Source organism: Sporanaerobacter sp. PP17-6a, assembly GCF_900095615.1.
Lineage (GTDB): Bacteria > Bacillota > Clostridia > Tissierellales > Acidilutibacteraceae > Acidilutibacter > Acidilutibacter cellobiosedens.
In genome coordinates this window covers 18,988-42,734 of sequence record NZ_FMIF01000001.1, presented here as the reverse complement: position 1 = coordinate 42,734, position 23,747 = coordinate 18,988, and the positions used below count along the sequence as shown (strand labels likewise).

Genomic DNA, 23,747 nt, shown 5'->3' with positions numbered 1-23,747 from the left:
TACTATCCCTCCTCAAATTTTCTTTTAATCTTCTTAATCATGGAATAATATCTTGTCTTGACTGTAGACTCCGGTATTCCCAATACATTTGATATTTCCAAAAATGTATAATCCGTAAAGAATTTTAATCTGAATATCTGTTGTGCAGAAGTATCCAATCTGTTTACTATACTGACTATCTTCTCAACATCTGCTTTATTTTCTAATGTAATTCCTATATCTTCTTTGTCGTATATATCAAATTGGTCAATAGATACTGTCATGCTGTTATATCTGTAATATTTGGAACGATAATAATCCACCAGACGATATGTTGCAACTTTATACAGCCAAGTTCTAAAAGAAGCCTTTTTCTCGTCATAACTATATATTGATTTCAAAAGATTTATAAATATTTCTTGAGTCAAATCCATAGATAGTTCTTTATCCATAGTCTGCTTATATACATAGGCATATATTTCCTTATAATATATGGAAATAAGTTCATTAGCCGCATCTTTATCCGATTTCTTTTTTATCTTTCTTATCAGTTTTCTATCTCTGTCCATTTCTCACCACTTATTCTTATGTTTTATAATCTCCTAACTACCTATTATTATATCCGTAATAGATTTCTAAATAGTTTTATTTCACTGAAAAAAAACAGCCATGTTACCAACATAGGTTTAACATGGCTCAATATGAATAAATCATTATCCCGCTACTTCTATACTATCATCAGCCTCAAAAAACATCCACAAACTAACCTCTCCTCCTATTCCATTCATTCCAAAATGCTATATATCCATTCCTCTCAAATTCGTCTGCCGGAATATTCTTAGGCAAGGATTTCTTATAATACTCTTCCACCACATTTACAAAACGCAAAACTTCCTCTTTATACTGAAGGTAATAAATATATACGATGTTTCCCTTTTCGGTAATGAGCCTTATCATTCCATCATCATGCAGAACAGTCCAATCAACTCCGTTATCACATCCGCTGATTTCCACCTCATCTAAGGTTTCGTTCGGAATCATAAAAAAACCGCAGCAAGGCAGCATCTGTTCTCCTTTTGTTAGTAAATGGTCTTCAGACAATGTCTTTAACATTCTGAGCGCTGCCGCACTGGCAGTACAGGAACAGGATAATTTTTCTTCTCCTATAATTACTTCTATATCACCATGAAGGCATAAGTCATCAGGATCATCCTTCTTTCCATCTATCCAATAAAGATTATTTACTTCTATTTTAAAATCCCTGTTATCTCTAGAAATACTATCATGAAATTCTCCCCATACATTTGTGAGGTATCTTTCTTCAGAAGCAAATAGGTAAAGCCCTCTGTCATCATATAAATGGAAAATACAATTACTATTTATATCTATAATAAAAACAGATGAACAAAAATCCATTTCTCCACCTATATCCGATAGGATAATTTTCGGAAAAAGTTTTTCTATATTCACCTTTTTTACATGATAAATATGTCTTGTACAAGTGTAGATTTCTTCATCTCTGTGCATAGGTAAATCATCCTTGTTTATAGGAAACTGCCATTTTAGTTTATATGTATCGTATTCGGTTATACCTATTAAAGTACTCTCTAAAAATTTCTTTTCTGCTTCATTATCTTTTCCATAGGAATCCTCGTAAACGACCAGAAGATTATCGCTATATTTCATAAAGTTGTACACTTCTACTGCTTTTTGAAGACATTCTTCTACATAGGATTCATTTAAACTGCCGTCTTCTAAATATTGATAACCCCTGCTTAAATCTACATGAAGCATAGACTTATGCCTCAGCTGAAATAAAACTTTGTCGCCCGTTTCATATTGTCTTAAAATATTTTCTAAAATGTCCTTTGGTTTTTCTTGGATTTTCAATACCTATTCACCTTCCTGTTTTATTATCAAGTCCGCACCAACAACGGCAGTCACTGCCATGTCATTTTTAAAATTTTCAAATTATATTCTTTATGATTAATTTCTGCAACATATAATCTCTTAAAAAATTTGTGCATTTATGTTTTAATTATATACTTTTAAATAACCTTTTAACAATATAAAATTAATATACTATTCCATATCATGAACAAGAATAATTTGTTAGCCAATGTACTATCGATTACAATGGTTCTAGACAAAAAAATCAGGCAAAGGATATATCCCTTGCCTACATTACTTTATTCTGCCTTATCTAAATCTTTTATAATTTCTTCGTACATCTCAATGTAATTATAAGAAACCGGTTCTCCGTTTTCATCTGTCTCCTCCTGATCTTCTCCTTCATCCTCTCCGCCTTGGATATATTTAATAAGCTTTCCCTCGTCGTTCATAAAGAATATGGACGGAAGATACTTCAGTTCCGTTCCCGCAATTTTGCTGATATGATCCCAACCCTCGGAAGTCATACCAACTGTATAGAACGGATAATACGTCATTTCTTTCTCGGAATTAGATGAGGATTCCTGATAGTCTCTCAGAACATCCGATTTATAATAATCCTGATAATCATGTACCATTGCTATAATCTGTGCATCTGCACCATTCTTTTCAATGTACTCCTGGAAAGGTATTAATCCTTTAAGATTTAATTTGGTCCAGGGGCACCATGGAGCACCGGCATAAACCAATGTAATTTTCTTTTCCTTAACTTTTGCATCAAATGCCTCTTTTGTGAATTCTTCCATATCATTTTTTTCAAAACTTATAAGGGTTTCTCCCGTATCGTGAATCGTTCTGACATAGAACTTATTTCCTAACGCTTTCCTCAATTTAGTAATTGAAGTATATGTTTCTCCATCAATATTGTAAGCGTCTAATTTGGCCTCCACTCCATCCACCAGTACTTTATGCGGCGAATCAATAATATTAGCATCTTTTAAATCAATTTCCCGTTTGTCATATTCACTTTGCTCATAGGGTACTCCTGTTGTAATGATGATAGCATTTTGTTTTTCATCAAAACTGATATCAAATTTAGCCTCAGTACTGCTCAAAGCAAAAGCCACATCTCTAAGTCTGACTCTGGTAACTGTATAGGGCCCATCTTCGTCTTCAAGATTCAAAACGGCTCTGCGAATTGGCATAACCTCTCCTGCATCATTCAATGTGACCTTTTCATCAAAAGATGCCGTGGGCATTTTTTTGCTTTCTTCTTCAGCAAAAACTCCCATTGGAAATACTGATAGAATCATAAGTACTGTCAGTATTACCGCTAATTTTCTGGTTCTTTTCATAAAACAACTCCCCCTTTAATATAATTTAATTAGCTAATCGCAGAATAATGCAATTAGTATGAGTACTACATTTTATTAACATTTATTATTTCTGTAAATATTTTTAATTTCCTCTAATTATTCATCGCAAATTCCGACATATAATTCAAACCGGAGATACAGCCCTTTTATTATCTTTTATAAATAAAAAGACCTCTTTGGGTTCAAGAAATTTCTCTACCCTAAGAGGTCTCCTTTTTCATATTAAACAGTTTATTTCAAAACATTTTTTTCAAAAATCCCATATACAACAGGCTTCTTATCCTGCACCATTACTTTCCCCTTAGCTATTACAGTGTCTACGTCAAGATTTTCATCTAACAGACACAAATCCCCATCCATATTTGCTTCAATTCTGCCTTTATTATTCAACTTTAATATTCTTGCAGGATTTGACGTAATTGCTCTTATTGCCGTTTCAAGAGATATGTTTTCACGATTAACACATTCCTTTATTGCCTTGATTAAGCATGTCGATTTACCGATTCCTATTCCGACATACTCCTTTTTCTCATTAAATATCGGCATACTGCCCTGACCGTCAGATGAAAGTGTATAATTGTTCTGGTTCACACCCTCTTCAAGCAATCTCTTAAGTCCCTTGCTGAATCTTACTTCTCCGTCTGTCTCTTCCCAAAAATCGGGATCTTCGTTTCCGGTAAAATCTATATATCCTCCATCTTTAGCATAATTAACACATTCTTCAAAAAGTTCGGGATTCCTGTTTACATGAGTCGGTAAAAACTGAGTAATAGGTATCTCCGTTTCTTTCAATGTTCTTTTTAAAAAATCAATCTTTCTTGGTCCGTCACCTAAATGAATATTAATAATACCTGCCTTCCCCGAAAGCATTCCTGCAACTCTCGCATCTGCCACTGCTCTTATAAATTCTTCAAATGTAGGCTGAGAAGATCGGTGGTCCGATAAGGCGACCTCTCCTATACCGATAATTTTATCAACAACCATTATATCCTTCATAATTTCTCCGGTTATTGTTTTTAAAGGCAACCTGTATGAACCGGTGTATATATACGTAGTTATTCCTTCTTCCTCCAATCCTCTGGCCTTTGCCAAAAGAGATATCGTATCCCTGGCCATTCCGTCTGTTCCCAGACAGCCGACAACAGTAGTAACTCCTGCAGAAGTAAGGCCCGTCAATGTAACTTCGGGAGTCCTTGTAGCAAATCCTCCTTCCCCTCCGCCTCCTAAAATATGAACGTGGCAATCAATAAAACCCGGAACTAATGATTTACCTTTTCCGTCAATTTCTTTCACTTCGACACAGCCCTTTGTTTCTATAGAAATATTATCATCTACCGCCGCAATTTTATTTCCCAGCAGCAAAACATCTTTGACGCCTATATGCTCAGGCTTATAAACGTCCGCATTTCTTATTATTGTGATCATAATTTTATTCCTCCCTATTCTTACTATCAACCTAATTTACTGTAAGCCCACGGATACGGCAATAATTATTGCAATAGTACCCAATAAGAAAAAGAATGCCTGCATTTTAATCTGAAATTTCGCCCATTTGGACCAATCTATTCTTGCAACACCCAGTACTCCGACTAAACTTGCGGAAACAGGGGTAAATGCATCCAAAAAACCTGCCCCAAGCTGATATGCTAAAACGGCAATCTGTCTCGGGACACCAACTATGTCCGATAAAGGGGCCATGATCGGCATCGTAAGCGCGGCCTGGCCTGAATTCGATGTAACGACTAAATTGAACAAACTTTGGAATATATACATACTCCAAGCGCCTACAACTGCGGGCACGCCTCTTAAAGCATTTCCCACACCGTACAAAACCGTGTTTAAAGCCGACGGAACATTAGCATCGGAACCTCCGAGGACTAAAAGTATCCCCTTTGCCATACCGACAACAATTGCCGTACCGGCTAAATCGGCAACTCCCTTTTGGAAAGATGATGCCATATCATTTATCGTCATATTATTCAATTTAAATATAACTGCTATAACCCCTGCTGCAAAACCCATAACAAAGAATTGAGAAGCTATTTCAGGTATATAATAGGATTTTGCAGTAACGCCCCAAATAATCCAAATTAAAACTGCCAGCATTTCAAGAAGTATCAGCTTATGACCAAGGGTAAACTTCATTTCTTCTTCTGTTACATTTTCTATTCTGTTTCTGAAATACTCATCATTGTTATAGACTACGGAAAGTTCCGGTTTCTTTCTTATCTTTTCAGCATATGCCATCATATATACCGCCGACAGAGCCGTTATTATAAACCACATTATAAGTCTGAACGTTGCACCCGATAATACCGGTATACCCGCAATTCCCTGTGCAATAGCCACACTGAAAGGACTCATCCAGGAAGCTGCATTGCCAACCTGAGAAGCCACAAAAGTAACTGTAACAGCAACAATTGAATCATATCCCAATGCAATGACAAAGGGTACCATTATTATCGCAAAAGGAATAACCTCTTCGGACATGCCGAATGTTGCTCCTCCAAGAGAAAATATAAAAAACAATAATGGAAGTGCAAGTCTTTCAAGCCCTCTTGTTTTTCTTATAAAAGCATGGATTCCGGCATCAATTGCTCCTGTTTTCATAATAATTCCAAAGGAACCGCCAACAACTAAAATTAATGCTACTATTCCCACTGCAGAACCGTATTTGTCTCCGGTGACAAGACCTTCAAAAACATAATTCATAAACCCGAAACCGTTAAAATCATCTGTACCCCATACATTTGCAGTTTTATGTAACTTTTTGCTTGTATCATATATGGATCTGCCGTATTTTTCATACAGAACATCATCTGTTAATCCCAAATCATCTAATTTAGATTGATCCCAGGTTTTAGGATCCGTCTTAACGAATTCTTTTAAAGCCTTTTGGTCAACTCCGATTTGTTGAAGAGCCTCAGCATCATTAGATAAATCTTTTAGTTTCACAGATAAAAAATCGGTATTTAAGTTATAACTGTACCTGAATGTATCCGCCATTAATACAGTCTTGGTTTTTACCTCTCCGTTAGAATCTTTGTATTCAATTTCATGTACACTAAATTTCCCCGCAGGAATAATAAATGTTAAGACCCAGCAAATAAGCACTACCACAAAAATGATTGCATAAGTATGAGGTGTACGTATTTTTGTAAAGTCTCTTCCATTTTTTTGTTGTGTTTTAGATTTCTTAGTCATGCTATTTCCTCCTTTTACATATACACAAATTGCAAATTGATTTGTAACCATTAAAATTTCAATATAAATTTCATGTCAATTTTCATTTGAATATTATTTCCAAATAATTCTTTTAATATTAATCGATTGCAGTAATTCTTCATAAATCAAAACCCTATCTTACGATAGGGTTCTCAAAACGTCTGAGCACCGACCTTTTATTATCTTTAAAAACCAAATCTTTTACTGTTATTATATCTCTTATAAAAATTTTAGACAACAGATATTAAAAAATATTTCATTCTCTAAGACATATTCAAATCAGCTGACCTAACTAATTTTTGGGGTACCCTAATCCCTTCTAAACAAATCCCTTGTATAAACTTTATCTTCAACATCCTTAATTTCATCAGTCATCCTGTTTGCTACTATTATTTCAGATACATTTTTAAATTCATTCAGATCTTTTATTACTCTTGAATTATAGAAATTATCCGCATTAAGAAACGGCTCGTATACTATTACCTCTATGCCTTTCGCCTTAATCCGCTTCATAACTCCCTGAACGGCAGACTGCCTGAAATTATCAGAATCGGTTTTCATAGTCAATCTATATATCCCGACAATCTTTGGATTCTTAGATAAAATCATCTCCGCTATATGATCTTTTCTTGTTCTGTTAGCATCCACTATAGCCCTTATTATATTATTGGGTACATCTTTATAATTAGCCAGTAATTGCTTTGTATCCTTTGGAAGACAATACCCTCCATAGCCGAAAGAAGGGTTATTATAATGATTTCCTATTCTCGGATCCAGCCCGACTCCTTCTATAATTTGCTGAGTATTTAATCCTCTGATTTCTGCATAGGAATCCAACTCATTAAAGAAGGCTATTCTCATTGCAAGGTACGTATTAGCAAATAATTTAATTGCCTCAGCTTCCGTAGAATCCGTAAATAAAACTGGAATATCCTTTTTAACGGCACCTTGAGCTAATAAACCGGCAAATTTCTTTGCCCTCTCGGATCTTTCACCTATAATGATGCGCGATGGATATAGATTGTCATATAAGGCACTGCCTTCTCTCAAGAATTCCGGTGAAAATATAATATTTTCCGTGCGAAACCTTTTTCTTATATTTTCCGTATAACCTACGGGTACGGTAGATTTAATTATCATTACTGCATCAGGATTAATAGACAATACATTTGTAATCACGGATTCTACTGTATTTGTATCGAAGTAATTTTTATCCGGATCATAATTAGTCGGCGTAGAAATGATAATATACTCAGCATCCTTGAAGGCTTTATATTTATCAGTGGTAGCTAACAAATTTAATTCCTTTGCCGATAAAAACTTCTCTATTTCTTTATCTATAATCGGAGATTTTTTGTTGTTGATCATATCTACTTTTTCCTTAACTATATCTAATGCTGTAACTTCATTGTTCTGGGCCAACAAAATCGCATTTGATAAGCCTACATAACCTGTTCCCGCTATTGCTATTTTCACCTTTATTCCTCCTAAACAATATTAGTTGATGCCCCCTGTTTTCCTCAGAATGGCTTCCTTCCGTCGAAAAAACTACAGCTTCTGTAATACTTCAAATCCTTTTTCCATAAATTTCGGTATGTACTGTCTTTTATACCGTTTGTAATATAGCTGAAGGGATGTTTAAAAGAATATATTAAATAGCCGATCATCTCGGAAGGATCTCTAAAACATTCCCAATCACAGGCTTTGCAGAATGGCTTCTCTTTCACAGCTTTTATATCCAAGTCGTAAAATTTACCCATACTTTCGTTTCCTCTGTAGCCACAAGGATATGTATTTCCGTCCTTTGCATCAATGAAAAAGAAATCAATACCGCCCCTGCAGGGAATGGAGAAATCTTCATCACCTTCAAATTGTCTAATCAAGGAATACAGCGATACCAGCGGTGTAAAGATTCGTATCTGGGAACGGTACTTTGGAATGGTATCCATTAGAGCTTGGAATATCTGTATTTTTTCTTCTTTGGAAAAATTAACGACAGGATTTATAGAGGTTGCACCATAAACGGCTTTCATTTTCCGGTCATCACCGTTGACATTCATAGGATAACAAGCATTAACCATACTGAATCCCAGGCTTATAACAAACTGATAAAAATGCTCAAAAGCTTCTTTAAACTCCTGATAAAAAACTTCCTTATCCGTCATCTTCGTGGATATCTTATCCAAACCGCCGGTATTTCTATTGATTCCGAGATTGGCAGCAGGATAAATACCATGCCCATGAAAAATAGGCAATGCTTTTTCTATTCCCTGAATAACACCTTTTAATCCCCGCATCTGTTCGTGAGTTTGAGCATCGGCCGAATCTATACTAATCCAGAAATTACGGAGCTTAGTTTTTGACAGCCGCTCTGCAAGCCGATGAATTTTATCCGTATAGCCAATACTATCCGAGTTAGTAAACATATAACCGTTGGTACCGGTTCTGATAAATTGAATATTGCGGTCGGATGCGTATTGAATCAGCCGAATAAGGGAGTCTTGATAGAGAAATGGTTCTCCTCCCGTAAAAGAAATTGCTTGGACGTTTTGCCGTACTGCTGAATCAATAACTTTGCAAATCTCGTCTTCCGATAATCTGGAACGGGGATATGTTTCCGTTTTTCTCATGCTGCATTGAGGGCAAGTACCGTTACAATTGTTTGTATATTGGATTACCACTTGTCCCGGAATTCTTCCATTCAATACAGAACGCAAATTATCGATTTGAAAAACAGGATTTTTGGTATGTTTCATCATTTACTCCTTTCTGTTCCAATATTTCATGATAAGTATTGATAAGCCCGTTAAATATTTTATCCCATGACCTGTTAACGCTAAATTTCCGTCCATTTTTCTTAAGACGATTCCTGAGATCGGCATTTTCTATAAGGTTATCCATACATTGTACGAGTTTCTCAGGATCCCTCGGTGAAAACTTAAGTCCGGTTATTTCATGTTGAATGATTTCTCCGACGCCGCCGGCATTTGCCCCAATAACAGGAAGCCCGGAAGCCATAGCCTCTAAAACTACATTACCGAAAGTTTCTGTAGAAGAGGGACAAATGAATATATCACAGGAAGCATATATTTTCGAGAGTTCTTTTCCCTTTTTGAAACCGGTAAATATAGTATCTTTCGGGAACATCTCCTTACATTTTTCCAGATATGGACCGTCTCCTGTGATAATCATAGCAACTTTGGTTCCATATTTTCGATGGATATCTTGATAACTCTCACTTAAAATATCAAGATCCTTTTCGTAGGATACTCTTCCGACATAAAGGAAAGCAATCTTATCTGAAATTCCGAGCTGTTCTCTTAACTGATTACTTCTATACATAGGATGAAATTTTTTATAATCGATGCCTCGTGAAAATAATCTCGTATTATAGATGCCATGATTATATAAAAGTTTTTGAGCCACAACCGAAGGACATAAGGTCATATCATTTTGTGTATGAAACCATTTCATATAGTTCCATATAGGCTGCTTTAGAAAATTAACTTTATAGTAATCCGCATATTGGGAAAAATTTGTGGTATAGTTTGATACAGTTGGAATACCATGTTTCTTACCGTAATTCAGACCGGAAATTCCCATATTAAATTCCGTCATATTGTGAATGATATCAGGTCGAAAATCCGAAAGAAGAGAAGAAATCCTAAAAGAATTCGGAAAGGCAACTCTGGACTCAGGATATAAAAAGAATCTAACGCTATAGAATTGTTCAATATTTTCATCAGGTATCTCCGTATTATATTTTGGTACAAATATTTTGTACTGGATTCCCATTGAATCATAATATTGAATAAGTTTATTTAGAGTATTAGTCACTCCATTTATCTGTGGTAGATAAGTATCAGCAAATAAAGCGATTTTCATAGATATTCCCCTTTCATTAATAATAAGAATGAAGTGCCAATTCAGTTTTCTCTGAAGCATTGGAAGAATGCTTCATATAACATATGATGGATTCACAAATCCATATAGTGCTTAAAAAAGCATAATCCAGATCTTTTTTCATACTGTCAGGCTGAGAAAAATAGGCTTTGCGCATTTCGGTTACTATAAAAACTATGTTCCTTTTAGGTTTCATCTTGCTGGGCGACATCGTAAACCCATGTGTAAATCGAATTATATACAGCTTAAAATGAAGCCTTAATTCATATAAAAAATGCCGGATTTTTTTGTTGTATATTTCTTCACTTAAATGATAATAGCAAAAGAAATCGCATACATAGTGACAAATCTCACCTAATTCCATTGAAAACTCTTCTGACGATGTTTCTTCCTCCTCCATAATACGATTGAATTTATCACAAACAATAAAAAGACAATTTTCTAAAGTATGGGCATCGTGTTTTAAAAGCGGCAAATCGGGCTTTATATTGCCATAAGCAAATGCCCGCCTATCTATTTTCATTTCTCCGGAAAAGTGCTGATATAATTCTTTAGATATGAAAAGATGCGTAAAAAAGAACATATATCTGCCTCCCTTCTTACTCTGTCTTTACTATAAATATAACAAAGTAGTTAAAAGTATATGTTAAATTCACTTTATGTTTATGTAAAGTATAAAGTTAACCGCAGAAATATATTAAGTATTCAACATTTTTTAAATTCTTACATCTATTTATGGTATAATATTAATAGTCAATTGATTTAGCACAATGCGATTGACTATTCGGCGATTAATAACTTTTATTCACTCTGCACCCCTGCAGAGTGATCTCTTTTTAACTACCATAGAGAATACTTGATAAAAAAATTCTATGGCTGCAATTATCAACATTGCAGCCATAGAATTTTTTTGTTAAACAAGGCATCTGCCCGTAAATGTTGGTTTTAACACAATTTGAGGACAAAAAAACAGCACAAGAGAACCGTCCCCGTGTGTTCTCTTGTGCTGTTTACGTCGCTAAGCTTTTTGGGCTGCTTTAGAAAAGTACAGTCCCATCAATAGAAACGCTGCTGCGAATAATAGTTGCATGAAAATTTCATATCTTACGTCCGAAAAGGAATTAGCTTGCATATCATTTATTTTCACATAATAATAAGTTGGAAAAAATTTTGCTACAGTTAAAACATTCTTTCCCAAAAGCTGCTGTGGAACCATTACTCCGGATATAAACGAAGTCCCCAAGGATAATACTGTGGAAATGGCACTTATTGCAAATTTGTTCTTAACAATATTATTTATTAAAAATGTAAGGCACAGAATTGTAAATGAAAAAACCGCTAAATTAGCTACATACATACCTAAATTTACTTCTCCGATATATTTCCCCCTTAGAACAATACTTCCTAAAATAAAAATCAGTGTAATCAAACCGGCTAATGATAATTGCCCCAAATATATCTCCTCATTAAACCGTAAAAATCTCTTTGAAGATATTTTCCTTCTGCTATCAACATTTTCATTCATAAAGTCATTCATTACCAAGCCCATTACCATAATATAAATGCCTATAATTACATAGCTGGTAAAATTATAATAATACCTAAACCATTGAACGGCACCTTGGTCTTTAACCTTTCCTCCGTCTTTCATCAGGTTTACCGTAGCTTTTTCATCTAAAGCTGTGTTTACATCGCTTAAATTAAACCTGCCATTTTCATAAGTTGCGTTAATGAAGACAAAAAACTTATTGAGCTGTGTTTGAATTTGTACAGACTCCATTTTTCTGTCATCCCTATAAACCTCAACAGCCTTTTCCTTATTTATTACCCTTTCTTCAAAATCTTCAGGTATTACTATTACGGCATCTGCTATGCCTAAAAAAATCTCCTCCTTTATGGATGATTCATCCGAGCCAACCTCAACTATATTGTTCTTTTTTATTAAATATTTTTTTAACTCTCCTGATAATTCACTTTTGCTGTTGTCAATTATTCCTACGTTTAATTTAGTTTCCACAAAATTAGCTTCTCTCTGTGAAGTACTGGAACCGTTTAAAGCAGCTATTATAAAAAATATAATAGTATATGAAAGAATAGCCCATTTATTTCTTAATGCTATTTTAATAAAATACTTATATACTGTCATAGTTCCGCCTCCTTAAGAATATATAGGATATGGAAATCAAAACTATAGAATAAACGGATAAAAGGAAAATTCCTTCTCCTACACTTTTAGTACTGTCCAATAAATTTATCCTATACAGGTTATTTGTTATTATAGATATGGGATTTACTTTACCTAAAACAGGAACCCTTGTATCTATCATTGTTTTAATATCAGGTCCCATCATACCGGACAGGAAGGACAAAAATAATGTCAGAGCTATGGAGATTAAGGTTTTTACATTAACAGATTTTTTATTAGAAACACCTATAAATACTCCTAAGGAAACTCCGAATAAATTCCCCAATATTATAAAGATACTGCTGTATTTCATTTCTTTAAATAACTCAATCTTTAAAACATATTTTATAAAAATAAGAAGCAGTCCGTTGGACAGCAGGTTTAATGCTAATGCCACTATGATTCCAGCTAATAGAAAACTGTGTTTTTTTAGCGGCGTAACATTAATCCTGGCACCTATATTAGATAAATTAGCTTGGATGAAACTAACTGTTTCAATCCCGGTAAAAACTCCATAGGTAGAAAACATTGCAATCAATGAATAAAATATAATAATCATGGAATTTGCCTTTTGATTTCTGTCCAACACATAGTTCACATTAAAGTCATAATTTTCAATAGGCCTGTTCAGTTTTTCCATTTGTTTTATCTGTTCCACTATTTCCCTTATTATAGTTTGGTTTATGCCTGATTCTTTTACAGTTATATTTAAGTCATTGTCTATAAATCCGTCGATTTCTCCGTTATCCAGTTTTTCCTTTATCTCATCCCGAGAAATTTTATGAATCTTTAAAAGATCGGTTTCTTCTAATATATATGATATCTTGTTACCATCTTCTATACCTACATCTATATCTTCCAATTTCATATTTATCATTCCGTTAAAGGCCGTATAGAAAAAAACAGCTAAGATTAGGGGGTATAATACGCTCCAAAATGAAAATCCCCAGTCCCTTATTGAACACTTCCCTTGATATATGCAGTTTCTTAATAGACTTTTCATATCAATCCCTAAGCCCCTTTCCTGTCAATTCTAAGAACACATCGTTTAGTGTGGGCAATTGGCTGTGAAGTTTTGTATAGGCCAAATTATTTTCCTTTATAAATTCCAAAAGATTGGTCAGGTTATTAGTCCCGTTTTCAAATTTTATAATACAATCTTTCCCATCTTTTTCTATATCAATTACATGGGGTATGCTTTTCATTTTTTCAATTGTTTCATCTTGAATATTCAGAAATTCGGCTACTATTTTTTCAGATGTAGTTATCATAGCCTTTAATTCTTCTGTCGTGCCGGAAACCAAATCCTTTCCCTTATCCATTATAATGATTCTGCTGCAGATCATCTCTGCTTCCTCTAAATAATGAGTCGTATATATAATCGTGCTGCCTTCTTTGTTTAATTCCCTTATTCCGTTTAATATAAAATTTCTGCTTTGGGCATCCACCGCAACAGTCGGCTCGTCTAAAAAGATAAGCTTAGGCTTATGGGCTATCCCGCAGGCAATGTTTAGTCTTCTCTTCAAACCACCGCTTAACTTTTTTGGATAAAATTTAATATAGTTATTTAAATCTACAAAATCTATGGCTTCTTCAACATATTGTTTTCTTAAATTCTTATCATCTACATATAATCCGCAAAAATAATCTATGTTTTCCTTTACCGTTAAATTTTCAAAAACCGAAACCTCCTGGGGAACCACTCCGATTTTTCTTTTTATATCATAAGAATTCGGAGTCATTTTCTTGCCGAATACTTCTATCTCTCCTTTATCAAAGTTTAATAAGGACAGAATAGAATTTATAGCCGTAGTCTTTCCGCAGCCGTTAGGTCCTAAAAGCCCTAATATTTCTCCTTCTTCCACTTCCATATTAAAATGGTCAAGGGCGATTAATTCTTTATATCTTTTTACTAAGTTTTTCACTTTTACTATCATCTGCTTCACTCCTTCCGTTCGATCTTGATATTATTGTATGATTTTTAAAGAATCTATTTTAGTGTATAAAGTTATAATCTAATATGACATTTGTCATAACTTAAATTGTATTTAATGATGAATATTAGTATAATTAAAATACAGAGTAAAATTCAATATATTTTAAATTTTACAGGAGGACTGCTATGAGAATCTTATGGGAAAAGGCAGTTGTTGCAACATTTTGCTTATATAATACCTATAAAATAAAACCGGATGGAAATTTAGCTTTTTATTTTCTTATAAGCATTATTTTCTCTTTAATGATGGACTTGCTAAACAATAAAAAAATTAAAGCTATTATATATATTTCATTTGCAATGATCTGCTTCTCCGATACTCTGTTCGTCTTTTATCTGCCTTTAATTCTTTACAATATGTATTTAGATTTCAGCACATATATCATATTTTCCTTACCTCTGATTTTTATGAATTTTTCTTTATCAAACTCTTTTATTTCCGTTATTTCAGTCTATCTTGCAGCCATGACAAAAAAGCATAAACTCATTTTAGATGAAAATAAAACGGTAAGAGATAAATTAAAAGGAGAAACTCTTTATTTGGAAAAATATAATAAGCAGTTAAAAATTGATAAAGAGAAAGACGTTCATATTGCCATCCTTACGGAAAGAAACAGAATTGCGAGGCAGCTCCATGATTCGATAGGTCATGTAATAAGCAGCAGCATATTGCAAGTGGAAGCCCTGAAAATTATATCTACTGAAAATAATATAATAAAAAATCTTAATACCCTCCAAAACACCTTAAAAAACGGCATGGAAGATATCAGAAAAAGCATACATAATCTATATAATGAATCTTTGGATTTGGAGAGCCAAATTGAGAAACTCTGCAATAAAGTGCCCACCATAGATACCGAAATTATATATAGGATTGAAGACAATCTGAGCTATAATTTAAAATTTGACATTCTGTCCGTTGTAAAAGAAGGCATTACAAATTGTATTAAGCATTCCAATGCTACAAGGCTGAGAATAAGTTTATTCAGCCAGCCGAAATTTTATTCAATTATAATAAGGGACAACGGAAGTAATTTCGACAAAAAAACTTTACTTTCAACTAAAGGAATCGGGCTTGTTTCTATGGAAGAAATAGCCAATAAATATAACGGCTTTTTGAATTATAAATTTGACAATGGATTTAAAATACATTTAACTTTAATGAAAGGATAATGTATATGAATATTATAATTATAGATGACGACCCTTTGGTGGTAGAATCTTTAAAGACAATTATAAACGCTAGCGGAATCGATATATCGGCCGTAGGATATAACGGCTTTGAGGCCGTAGAACTTTATAAGAAATACAAGCCGGATTTAATTCTTATGGACATAAGAATGGAAAAAATGAGCGGAATAGATGCAACGGAAGAAATATTAAAAACAGATCCTCATGCCAGAATCCTGTTAATAACTACATTCCAAGATGATGAATATATCGGAGCCGCTCTTTCTTTGGGATGTAAAGGGTATATATTAAAGCAAAATATTAAAGGCATCATTCCTGCTATAAATGCAGTTTATTCAGGGAATTTAGTTTTTGATTCAAAAATTGTATCCAATATTAAAAAGTATTCCAAAAAAAATATGGATATAGGTTTATCCGAAAGGGAGTTGGATATTTTGCTTTTGGTGGCAGAAGGATTGAATAACAAAGAAATTGCGGAAAAACTTTTTTTAAGCGAAGGAACCGTCAGAAATTATATTTCCAATATGCTGGATAAACTGTCCTTAAGGGACAGAACTCAGTTAGCTATTTATTATTATAAAAATTTGAAATAGACAGATTACGGAGATATAAATAAATTTCATGTCGTCAATTGTGATAATTTCCGGCATGAAATTTATTTTTCTTTATGAGAAAACAACCCGCCTATCCGGTATTTATGAGGTATAATACTTTCCGCTCTTCATAATGTGTATAAATTCTATGATTTTACCTTCGAGTATATTAAAAATCCTTTCACCTTTTTCTTTTGAAGCTAACGTGGCATCTCCTGTTAAGGCATTTTCAAATATCTCTTTTCCTCTGTTTTTATAACGTACTTTTATAAGAGGTTTTTTAGTATTTTTAGTCGCTTTATCCATATTAACAAGTTTCTCATCATAATATAAAATTGCGGATGTTTCATCTTCTCCGGCATGACCCTGGCCTGTAGTTATGGTAAGTATCTCTTTCGAATAATCAAGCCACCAATTGATTACAGCCACATCCAAGCCCAAAGGCACAAGCTTTTCACCTGCAAGATTGAGGGCATTTATATTTCCGCCATGGCCGTTGAAAAATATAATTTTTCTCATGCCGTTATTAAACATGCTCTTCCCAACATAATATAAGTAATTTGCCATTACCTCCGACGGAATATGTACGGTTCCGGGATACATGGAAAGGTCATAGCTCTGTCCGTAAGGGATTTCTGGTGCAATCCATACCTCGTCTCCGATCTTTTTGTCTATCCTCTGGCAAAACAATCGCGGAGAAAATATATCCGTCCCGAGAGGAAGATGATGACCGTGGGCTTCCACAGAACCTACAGGAACAATAACCAAATCTGATTTTGATAAATTTTTTTTGAAATCGTCGCTTGTATAATTAACTATATACATTTCGATAAACCCTCCCCAATATAAATTCAAATCTACTTCCGTCCGTTATGGACAATGGACATCCGAATACGCACGTTCCATAATCTCCTGAACGACTTCTGTTTTTGCATCCGCATAATTTTGAATGTATTTCCATTTACGCTTAGCAAGTTTTCGTTTGGTCTCAGCATACAGCTGCCTATCACTTTCGTGGTTTCTCAGCCAATCACGGAAACGCAGCATCCGCTCAATTTCAGAGGCCCCTTCACTGAAAACATGTAAATTGATGTCTGTATCCGGACCTTTAAACAGCCGATGCTGATACCAATCCGGTTCCCGTATCCGCAAGATGTAACCGGCAGCTTCCAAATCCGGAATATAAGACGGTTCATCCGCAGAATCTTCCACGACCAATAATATATCGATAATCGGCTTTGCGCATAATCCCGGAACCGAAGTCGAACCTACATGCTCTATCAGCTTTGCTTTACTGCCGAGTGCCCTTCGGATTCTATCTGCTTCCCGCTCAAACAAAACAGGCCAATTAGTGTCATATTCATTGAGGGTAATTTCCGCATTATGCAGCTCTCGTTTACCGACAGTGACTTGCTCCATATATTTATCCCTATCACTTGCTTCACTCATTATAAATACCTCCCGTCTGTTACTTTATAACTACAACATCACTTTATTAGAAGCTTTTCCAATATTCTAACCAAGGTTCTTTGCAGGTACAAGCATTAACACTTTCTTCTTTATCCTCACTCTCATATATAGTTCCTAAAAAATTAACAAATCCTTCGATACCCCCACATTATCAATTACATATACTCCATCTTCGTTGATACAAACAGGTTTATGATTAATTAGTACAGTTTCGTTTGCTTCAACAAGTTCTTTGTAAGATATAACATTTCTTTTCAATAAATTACCGCAATCTTTTTTCTTGGTTATAGTAACAATCCAATTGTCACCAAAGTCATAATCGTAAATAAGCTTCTTTGTTACAGGAAATAGCTATATTCTCTTCTTGAATTGCTATAACCTTGTCGGTTTCTAATCGCTCCAACAAACTCTCAGTACCTCTTATCCGTCTATTTATAACTTATCCAACAATCTGCTATAACAGTTCTACAATGTTCCAAATATTCCTCCTTATTTTTTATAAAAATCACAGCAATAAAACCTTATCTTATAATATCCGGACTAAAGGTGATATATTGATGAATCAAGCTAAGATTTTAAATTTGAGTGAAAGGCAGTACGAATTTACAGAAAAAGCACCCAAAGAAACATTAGGTAAGTATAATATTATAATACCATCTATTAAAAATTGTTAAATCCTTAATAAATGCTATAGGCTATCTCTTCTGTAAATCCAAATTTAATTTATGTACAAATGTATTATATAATTATATAGAAATGGGACTATTTTTAAATATAAATAATAAAGATTTATCTGTTAAGAAAAACGAAAAGAAATGAAAATATAAGATATTAGGGAAAGTAGTCTTAAACAATCGAAGCTGGATAAATAACTATCCGGGGCGATTGTTTAATTATAAATATACAAATCATATTTTCGCTATCTAAGTAACTAAAATTTTCGGACAATTAAACTTGCAATTGACCAAAAATAAAGTCTTTTCAATGACTTTAGCGATTTTTTTATTCTACAAGTGTCAAAGACCCGATAATTATGAGATGACATTATCACAAGATAATAACAGATAAAATAAAAAATCCTTGACATATATAAATATCTATGTTATATTATAAAGGTATTATAGATGTATTTATAGATATCACATGTTTTTAGAGATTATATAAGTATCTGTATATATAATTTGTAAAAACATGTGATTTTTTTAAACTTGCATTTGAATATAAATAAAATTTAGGAGGTACCCAATGAGCAAAGGTACAGTAAAATGGTTTAACTCAGAAAAAGGATTTGGATTTATTACAGTTGAAGGCGGAAATGATGTTTTTGTACACTATTCTGCAATTCAAGATGACGGATTCAAATCGTTAGACGAAGGGCAGACAGTAAGCTTTGATGTTATTCAAGGAAACAAAGGCCCGCAGGCTTCTAACGTTAACAGAATATAATTAGTGTTTTAGCTTAAAGCCATTAAAATCCGGGATATCCCGGATTTTAATGGCTTTAAGCATCTTTTTCGGCAAAGCTCAATATACTCAGAGAAATCTGGGACGCGGATATGCGCCTGTTACGCAAAGCAGGCATTAACAGTACCACCATTAATGTGTTTTCGTAAGCAAAAATCCGGCCTTCTGAACACGAATACTATTTTGACGAGCTGGACGAAATAGTGGAGATGTTCAGCCATGAAAACCACGATATTATTTTTGCAACCCCTACGGCAGCGCTGCCCGCGTGATGTTCAAAAAATATCCGGAGGTTGCCCGTACCGATTTTTACGGATATCGTCACAAATTCGGGCAGGGCATCGATTCAGTCCACACTCAAGGACCTTTTTATCTTTGGAACCTTTATCGTACATTGCTGATCCTGAGGTATGATTTACAGATAAGGTAAGATAGCATTAAAACGCCAGTTTATTTGACTAAAAACCATAATTTCTTAGCTAATTCCTATAAATTATTCAATAATCTCTGATAATTATTCTATAATATTCCAAACATTCCTTCTTACTTTTTTATAAAAATTACTATCGGAACTATTATTTTCTTTGCATTTTAAATAGGGTATAATATATATAAATAAGTTCCTGTAACCTTATCCTTTAAATAATATTGAGATGAGAAACTTATTCTCTCGTTCATAAGAAAGGAGAAGTAAACGTATACAAAAATGAAGATACTTTTAATAGGAGACATTCACGGGAATATAGAAGCACTCGATGCTGTTTTAACAAAAGAGGTAGATAAGATAGGCAATGTCATTGTACTCGGGGATATTGTTGGATATATGGCAAATCCTAAAGAGGCCATAGATAGTGTAAAAGACTTTGATTGTATATTAGGAAACCATGATTATGCAATGTGTAATACTGAGATGATCTGGTGGTTTAATTCTGTAGCAAGGCAAGCTTTAACTTGGACTAAAAAGCAATTGAGGGAAGAAGATTTCACGTTCTTAAAGGGATTACCTTTTCAGAGAATTTATAAAAATGAGAATTTTACAGTTGTTCATGGTTGTCTGGGAGATGACCCTTTTGAATATTTATTAGATATTTATCAGGCGGAAAAAAATTTTAAACTAATGAGTACCGATTTACTATTTGTAGGCCATACACATGTGCCTATAATTTGGCAAGAAGATAGTTTGGAAAATATAAAAGAGTTTACAACAATTGATTATGATAAAGAAATATTGTTAGATGAACATTTAAAATATATTTTTAATATAGGCTCGGTAGGGCAACCTAGAGATGGAGATTCAAGAAGTTGCTATGTAATATATGATACGGAAAAATATTCTATTTGTTATAGACGTCAAGAATACGATATAAACAAAACCGTTCGAAAAATCGCAGAAAATAATTTACCGAGATTCTTATATGAAAGGTTGACGTTAGGGGTTTAGCCTGTATAAATAATTTTGTATAATTTCATTCTTCAGCTAATAATTAGTTAAAAGATATAAAATAATAAAATGTAATATTTAATCGATAATTGTTTTTAAGGTTATTTGACATAGTGTATCTTGCCTTTTACTAGATAATAATTCGCTTTCTAAGCTATCAGTCTTAGAATTTACTTTATTAAATCTTTTCATTATTATCCATTTAAATCAGTCCCTTTTTTTTTATTAATTACATCTTACAAGTTTTAATTCCGATACATCCTATGTTAAGGTTCAACGCCCAAGCTTATAGAGTTTTTAGATAGGTGTAAAAGATTTCAATACATCCTATGTTAAGGTTCAACATATTCGTCAAATGCGGTTGTTTTGAAGGTAGTATATTTCAATACATCCTATGTTAAGGTTCAACCTGGAAGAGGATTTGACGAAAACGGCAGCATCCGCAATTTCAATACATCCTATGTTAAGGTTCAACATTTTAAGCTCAAAATTGGTGTGTTTTTTGATGCTCTCATTTCAATACATCCTATGTTAAGGTTCAACCACTAAATTACACATTCATCATTTACATAAAACCTCTTAACACCTGTTACTTTCTTGATTTTATATTTATTTTCCCAACCGTTTTTCATAAATTTATTTATACATATATTATACCTATAAAATATGTATTTTTCAATAACTTAGTCTATATAAAATTAAAATTAGGTTGGGAAAAACCATAGAACAATAATTTGATATTTTGAATTCTATAGTCAAGTTGATTATATTCTGTAGATAAATAGCCCATCTTCTGCCTACATGTATGGGTTTTAACATGGTTTTAAAGATAAAAGCAACACAGAAGAACCGTCCCCTTGTGTTAATTGTCTAAAAAGGATTTCATTATTTCTAATACTTCCAATTCATTTTTGGCGTTTTTTATTTTCTCTAGCGCATTATCATCTTGGAAAACTTCTGTTAATTTTTGCAACATTTTTAATTGTTCCTTCGGTTCTTTTATAGCTAACATAAATATAATATTTATTTGTAATTCATCATCAGAACCCATATTTTGAAAAGTTACGGGCTTATTTAATATTCCTATAGCAATACTGGTTTTATTTACATATTTCACATCTGTATGCGGAATAGCCACCCCCATATTTTTAGTTGATATTCCCGTTGGGAAATTTTTTTCTCTTTCTATTATTGCCTCCGTGAAACCCTCATTAACATATCCGCATTTCAATAGTTTTGTGCTCATCTTTCTTAATGCATCTTCTTTATCCTTAGCATTAAAATTTAATATAATTAATTCTTTATTCAATATTACTTCTTCCCTTGTATCAGATTCATGAACCATATTTATACCTCCATATACTATTTTATAAATTGGATAAAACTTTATTTATAGATTTTATATTCTCTTCTATTTTCCCATCCTTAAAAACTTCCCTACCCAAAACTACAGTGTCTGCTCCGGCATTGTAAATATCGGAAAGCTCAACTTTAGAAATACCACCGTCAGTCCATATTTTAAACTTCCTATGATTAATACGGGATAATTTCTCTACTTTATCAAGCATCTTTCTAATAAAAAGCTGACCGCAACAATCCGGTTCAGCAGTCATTATGAGAACCATATCTATATCATCACTCATATATAATATTTGTTCAATGGGAGTCTTAGGATTAATCGCAAAACCGGCTTTTATGTTTAAAGATTTTATCATATTCAATATTTTTCTTGGATAATTACAGGCTTCAATATTAACAGTTATCGAATCTACGCCAATTTCAGCTAAATCATGTAAATAATTTTCCGGATGATATCCCATTATATGAATAGAAAAAGGTATATCCGTTATCTCCCTTAAATTTTTTATAGTTCTTAATCCAAATGTAATATTAGGTATAAAATTTCCGTCTTCTATATCAATATGAAGATTGTCAATTTTCATATTTTCAAGACGCCTAACTATCGTTTCCAGATTTATTTGATTTGCAGATGCAATTGATGGAGATATATTCAGCATATTATGACTCCCTTCTATAACTTAGTTATTGAAAATACTTAACTCTTTTGCAGCAGGACAAGCATAAATGCTTGTCCTGCTACGTAAGTTTAAAATTAGTTTTTTAAATTCTCCCTGAATTTTTTTACCCTATCCATAAATTCTTTCACTCTTGTAACATCTACCGGATTTTCAAATACTCCGTCTTTCTTAAATGTTGTTCCTACAATTGCTCCGTCAGCAATGCTAAGCTGCTCTTCAACATTATTCAGTTTTACCCCCGTATTGGCAAATACAACTGTCCCCGGTACTGCCTCTTTTACCTTTTTTAGTATCTGCGAATCGGTTTCTGCTCCCGCAACTAATCCGGAAACGCATAGTGCATCGGGTTTTGTATTAAATACAGTTGATTTTGCAATATCAATAATATTTCTATCACCAAGATATCTGGCAGCCTCCGGTACAATATTGAATAGCAGTTTTACATCTTCTGCTCCGATATTATGCTGATGTCTTACTACATCTCCACAATTAGTATTCCAAAGCCCAAAATCGCTGGCATAAACTCCCGTGAATATTTCCCTTACAAATTTAGCTCCTGTCGCTGCCGCTAAGTTAAGCGATTGTTTTGGATCCCAGAGTACATTTACTCCAAACGGTATCTTAACATCCGGCATTAATTCTCCGATAATTCTTGCCATAGATGCAACCGTTTCAGTCCTCACATCTGTTAAATATGGCAAGCTAAATTCGTTTGAAAACATTACGGCATCCACTCCGCCTTCCTGCAAAGCTAACAAATCATGTCTCGCTGCTTCTATTACTTTTTCTATTCCGCCTTTCTTATCAAAAGACGGATCTCCCGGTAATGGCAGAAAATGACACATCCCTATTATAACCTTATCTGTTCCCAATGCTTCAATCGTCCACTTTCCCATGAATAACTCTCTCCTTTACCATTTATTAATAAAAATTAATTCTATAAACTTTGCTTCAATTAAATTTTGGAATACCGAAAAAGAAGAAAAAATATCTTT

23 protein-coding genes and 1 CRISPR repeat array are annotated in these 23,747 nt (G+C 33.6%); of the genes, 5 read left to right on the top strand and 18 right to left on the bottom strand.

Annotation, left to right across the window (positions count from 1 at the left end; all coding sequences use genetic code 11):
- Positions 1 to 2 precede the first annotated feature (2 nt).
- The 12 genes from PP176A_RS00200 to PP176A_RS00145 form a co-directional block, all read right to left on the bottom strand.
- Entirely contained in the window at positions 3 to 548 is a 546-nt protein-coding gene (locus tag PP176A_RS00200; protein WP_071138444.1) for an RNA polymerase sigma factor, read from the bottom strand.
- 193 nt (positions 549 to 741) lie between these two features.
- A complete protein-coding gene (locus PP176A_RS15730; protein ID WP_083381698.1) occupies positions 742 to 1,869 on the bottom strand; it encodes a DUF3885 domain-containing protein in 1,128 nt (375 codons plus the stop codon).
- Positions 1,870 to 2,168: 299 nt separating this feature from the next.
- On the bottom strand, positions 2,169 to 3,224 hold the full coding sequence (locus PP176A_RS00190; RefSeq protein WP_071138443.1) for a hypothetical protein: 1,056 nt from the start codon (positions 3,222 to 3,224) through the stop codon (positions 2,169 to 2,171).
- Between the two features lie 252 nt (positions 3,225 to 3,476).
- Complete coding sequence (iadA, locus tag PP176A_RS00185) at positions 3,477 to 4,670, bottom strand: beta-aspartyl-peptidase (RefSeq protein ID WP_071138442.1); 1,194 nt, start codon at positions 4,668 to 4,670, stop codon at positions 3,477 to 3,479.
- 36 nt (positions 4,671 to 4,706) lie between these two features.
- Positions 4,707 to 6,449 carry a putative basic amino acid antiporter YfcC gene (yfcC, locus tag PP176A_RS00180; protein WP_071138441.1) on the bottom strand — a complete coding sequence of 581 codons (1,743 nt, stop codon included), beginning with the start codon at positions 6,447 to 6,449 and terminating at the stop codon, positions 4,707 to 4,709.
- A 330-nt stretch (positions 6,450 to 6,779) separates the two neighbouring features.
- Entirely contained in the window at positions 6,780 to 7,946 is a 1,167-nt protein-coding gene (locus PP176A_RS00175; RefSeq protein WP_071138440.1) for a nucleotide sugar dehydrogenase, read from the bottom strand.
- Between the two features lie 44 nt (positions 7,947 to 7,990).
- On the bottom strand, positions 7,991 to 9,226 hold the full coding sequence (locus tag PP176A_RS00170) for a radical SAM protein (RefSeq protein WP_071138439.1): 1,236 nt from the start codon (positions 9,224 to 9,226) through the stop codon (positions 7,991 to 7,993).
- On the bottom strand, positions 9,189 to 10,355 hold the full coding sequence (locus tag PP176A_RS00165) for a glycosyltransferase family 4 protein (protein ID WP_071138438.1): 1,167 nt from the start codon (positions 10,353 to 10,355) through the stop codon (positions 9,189 to 9,191). The genes PP176A_RS00170 and PP176A_RS00165 overlap by 38 nt, the downstream gene beginning before the upstream one ends.
- A 16-nt stretch (positions 10,356 to 10,371) precedes the next feature.
- The gene (locus tag PP176A_RS00160) at positions 10,372 to 10,956 is read right to left on the bottom strand and encodes a zinc dependent phospholipase C family protein (RefSeq protein WP_071138437.1); all 585 of its coding nucleotides are present in this window, start codon (positions 10,954 to 10,956) and stop codon (positions 10,372 to 10,374) included.
- A 435-nt stretch (positions 10,957 to 11,391) separates the two neighbouring features.
- Positions 11,392 to 12,519 carry an ABC transporter permease gene (locus PP176A_RS00155; RefSeq protein ID WP_071138436.1) on the bottom strand — a complete coding sequence of 376 codons (1,128 nt, stop codon included), beginning with the start codon at positions 12,517 to 12,519 and terminating at the stop codon, positions 11,392 to 11,394.
- Entirely contained in the window at positions 12,506 to 13,561 is a 1,056-nt protein-coding gene (locus PP176A_RS00150; protein WP_071138435.1) for an ABC transporter permease, read from the bottom strand. The genes PP176A_RS00155 and PP176A_RS00150 overlap by 14 nt, the downstream gene beginning before the upstream one ends.
- A gap of 1 nt (position 13,562) precedes the next feature.
- Positions 13,563 to 14,495 (bottom strand): ABC transporter ATP-binding protein, encoded by a 933-nt coding sequence (locus PP176A_RS00145; protein WP_071138434.1) that lies wholly within the window; start codon positions 14,493 to 14,495, stop codon positions 13,563 to 13,565.
- A 185-nt stretch (positions 14,496 to 14,680) separates the two neighbouring features.
- Here PP176A_RS00145 and PP176A_RS00140 point away from each other — a divergent pair, with 185 nt between their 5' ends.
- Positions 14,681 to 15,727, top strand: coding sequence for a sensor histidine kinase (locus PP176A_RS00140; protein WP_071138433.1), 1,047 nt, complete (start codon positions 14,681 to 14,683; stop codon positions 15,725 to 15,727).
- 5 nt (positions 15,728 to 15,732) lie between these two features.
- Positions 15,733 to 16,338, top strand: coding sequence for a response regulator transcription factor (locus PP176A_RS00135; protein ID WP_071138432.1), 606 nt, complete (start codon positions 15,733 to 15,735; stop codon positions 16,336 to 16,338).
- A 102-nt stretch (positions 16,339 to 16,440) separates the two neighbouring features.
- On the opposite strand, the gene PP176A_RS00130 is transcribed toward PP176A_RS00135, so the two are convergent.
- From PP176A_RS00130 to PP176A_RS16130, 3 genes are all read right to left on the bottom strand, one after another.
- Positions 16,441 to 17,163: a creatininase family protein gene (locus PP176A_RS00130; protein ID WP_071138431.1), complete on the bottom strand. Its 723-nt coding sequence runs from the start codon at positions 17,161 to 17,163 to the stop codon at positions 16,441 to 16,443.
- 45 nt (positions 17,164 to 17,208) lie between these two features.
- Positions 17,209 to 17,787, bottom strand: coding sequence for a GrpB family protein (locus PP176A_RS00125; RefSeq protein WP_071138430.1), 579 nt, complete (start codon positions 17,785 to 17,787; stop codon positions 17,209 to 17,211).
- A 135-nt stretch (positions 17,788 to 17,922) separates the two neighbouring features.
- Positions 17,923 to 18,066 (bottom strand): hypothetical protein, encoded by a 144-nt coding sequence (locus PP176A_RS16130; RefSeq protein ID WP_159429014.1) that lies wholly within the window; start codon positions 18,064 to 18,066, stop codon positions 17,923 to 17,925.
- Between the two features lie 987 nt (positions 18,067 to 19,053).
- On the opposite strand from PP176A_RS16130, the gene PP176A_RS00120 reads away from it, so the two are divergent.
- The 3 genes from PP176A_RS00120 (at position 19,054) to PP176A_RS00115 (ending at position 20,713) form a co-directional block, all read left to right on the top strand.
- A complete protein-coding gene (locus tag PP176A_RS00120; RefSeq protein ID WP_071138429.1) occupies positions 19,054 to 19,254 on the top strand; it encodes a cold-shock protein in 201 nt (66 codons plus the stop codon).
- A 173-nt stretch (positions 19,255 to 19,427) separates the two neighbouring features.
- Entirely contained in the window at positions 19,428 to 19,544 is a 117-nt protein-coding gene (locus tag PP176A_RS16685) for a beta-galactosidase (RefSeq protein WP_200795935.1), read from the top strand.
- A 434-nt stretch (positions 19,545 to 19,978) separates the two neighbouring features.
- Positions 19,979 to 20,713 (top strand): metallophosphoesterase family protein, encoded by a 735-nt coding sequence (locus tag PP176A_RS00115; protein ID WP_071138428.1) that lies wholly within the window; start codon positions 19,979 to 19,981, stop codon positions 20,711 to 20,713.
- Positions 20,714 to 20,961: 248 nt separating this feature from the next.
- A CRISPR array of direct repeats spans positions 20,962 to 21,256; the repeat unit is 30 nt; unit sequence ATTTCAATACATCCTATGTTAAGGTTCAAC.
- A 319-nt stretch (positions 21,257 to 21,575) separates the two neighbouring features.
- Here PP176A_RS00115 and PP176A_RS00110 read toward each other — a convergent pair.
- From PP176A_RS00110 to PP176A_RS00100, 3 genes are all read right to left on the bottom strand, one after another.
- Positions 21,576 to 22,058 (bottom strand): PTS sugar transporter subunit IIA, encoded by a 483-nt coding sequence (locus tag PP176A_RS00110; RefSeq protein ID WP_071138427.1) that lies wholly within the window; start codon positions 22,056 to 22,058, stop codon positions 21,576 to 21,578.
- A 22-nt stretch (positions 22,059 to 22,080) separates the two neighbouring features.
- On the bottom strand, positions 22,081 to 22,731 hold the full coding sequence (locus PP176A_RS00105; protein ID WP_071138426.1) for a ribulose-phosphate 3-epimerase: 651 nt from the start codon (positions 22,729 to 22,731) through the stop codon (positions 22,081 to 22,083).
- A 95-nt stretch (positions 22,732 to 22,826) separates the two neighbouring features.
- A complete protein-coding gene (locus PP176A_RS00100; RefSeq protein WP_071138425.1) occupies positions 22,827 to 23,648 on the bottom strand; it encodes a BtpA/SgcQ family protein in 822 nt (273 codons plus the stop codon).
- Positions 23,649 to 23,747: the final 99 nt, after the last annotated feature.

Excerpts from the sequence above, each read along its gene's own strand:
- PP176A_RS00200 (WP_071138444.1), bottom strand. The coding sequence starts at position 548 with ATGGACAGAGATAGAAAACTGATAAGAAAGATAAAAAAGAAATCGGAT.
- PP176A_RS00190 (WP_071138443.1), bottom strand. The coding sequence starts at position 3,224 with ATGAAAAGAACCAGAAAATTAGCGGTAATACTGACAGTACTTATGATT.
- iadA (WP_071138442.1), bottom strand. The coding sequence starts at position 4,670 with ATGATCACAATAATAAGAAATGCGGACGTTTATAAGCCTGAGCATATA.
- yfcC (WP_071138441.1), bottom strand. The coding sequence starts at position 6,449 with ATGACTAAGAAATCTAAAACACAACAAAAAAATGGAAGAGACTTTACA.
- PP176A_RS00170 (WP_071138439.1), bottom strand. The coding sequence starts at position 9,226 with ATGAAACATACCAAAAATCCTGTTTTTCAAATCGATAATTTGCGTTCT.
- PP176A_RS00165 (WP_071138438.1), bottom strand. The coding sequence starts at position 10,355 with ATGAAAATCGCTTTATTTGCTGATACTTATCTACCACAGATAAATGGA.
- PP176A_RS00160 (WP_071138437.1), bottom strand. The coding sequence starts at position 10,956 with ATGTTCTTTTTTACGCATCTTTTCATATCTAAAGAATTATATCAGCAC.
- PP176A_RS00155 (WP_071138436.1), bottom strand. The coding sequence starts at position 12,519 with ATGACAGTATATAAGTATTTTATTAAAATAGCATTAAGAAATAAATGG.
- PP176A_RS00150 (WP_071138435.1), bottom strand. The coding sequence starts at position 13,561 with ATGAAAAGTCTATTAAGAAACTGCATATATCAAGGGAAGTGTTCAATA.
- PP176A_RS00145 (WP_071138434.1), bottom strand. The coding sequence starts at position 14,495 with ATGATAGTAAAAGTGAAAAACTTAGTAAAAAGATATAAAGAATTAATC.
- PP176A_RS00140 (WP_071138433.1), top strand. The coding sequence starts at position 14,681 with ATGAGAATCTTATGGGAAAAGGCAGTTGTTGCAACATTTTGCTTATAT.
- PP176A_RS00135 (WP_071138432.1), top strand. The coding sequence starts at position 15,733 with ATGAATATTATAATTATAGATGACGACCCTTTGGTGGTAGAATCTTTA.
- PP176A_RS00130 (WP_071138431.1), bottom strand. The coding sequence starts at position 17,163 with ATGTATATAGTTAATTATACAAGCGACGATTTCAAAAAAAATTTATCA.
- PP176A_RS00125 (WP_071138430.1), bottom strand. The coding sequence starts at position 17,787 with ATGAGTGAAGCAAGTGATAGGGATAAATATATGGAGCAAGTCACTGTC.
- PP176A_RS00120 (WP_071138429.1), top strand. The coding sequence starts at position 19,054 with ATGAGCAAAGGTACAGTAAAATGGTTTAACTCAGAAAAAGGATTTGGA.
- PP176A_RS00115 (WP_071138428.1), top strand. The coding sequence starts at position 19,979 with ATGAAGATACTTTTAATAGGAGACATTCACGGGAATATAGAAGCACTC.
- PP176A_RS00110 (WP_071138427.1), bottom strand. The coding sequence starts at position 22,058 with ATGGTTCATGAATCTGATACAAGGGAAGAAGTAATATTGAATAAAGAA.
- PP176A_RS00105 (WP_071138426.1), bottom strand. The coding sequence starts at position 22,731 with ATGCTGAATATATCTCCATCAATTGCATCTGCAAATCAAATAAATCTG.
- PP176A_RS00100 (WP_071138425.1), bottom strand. The coding sequence starts at position 23,648 with ATGGGAAAGTGGACGATTGAAGCATTGGGAACAGATAAGGTTATAATA.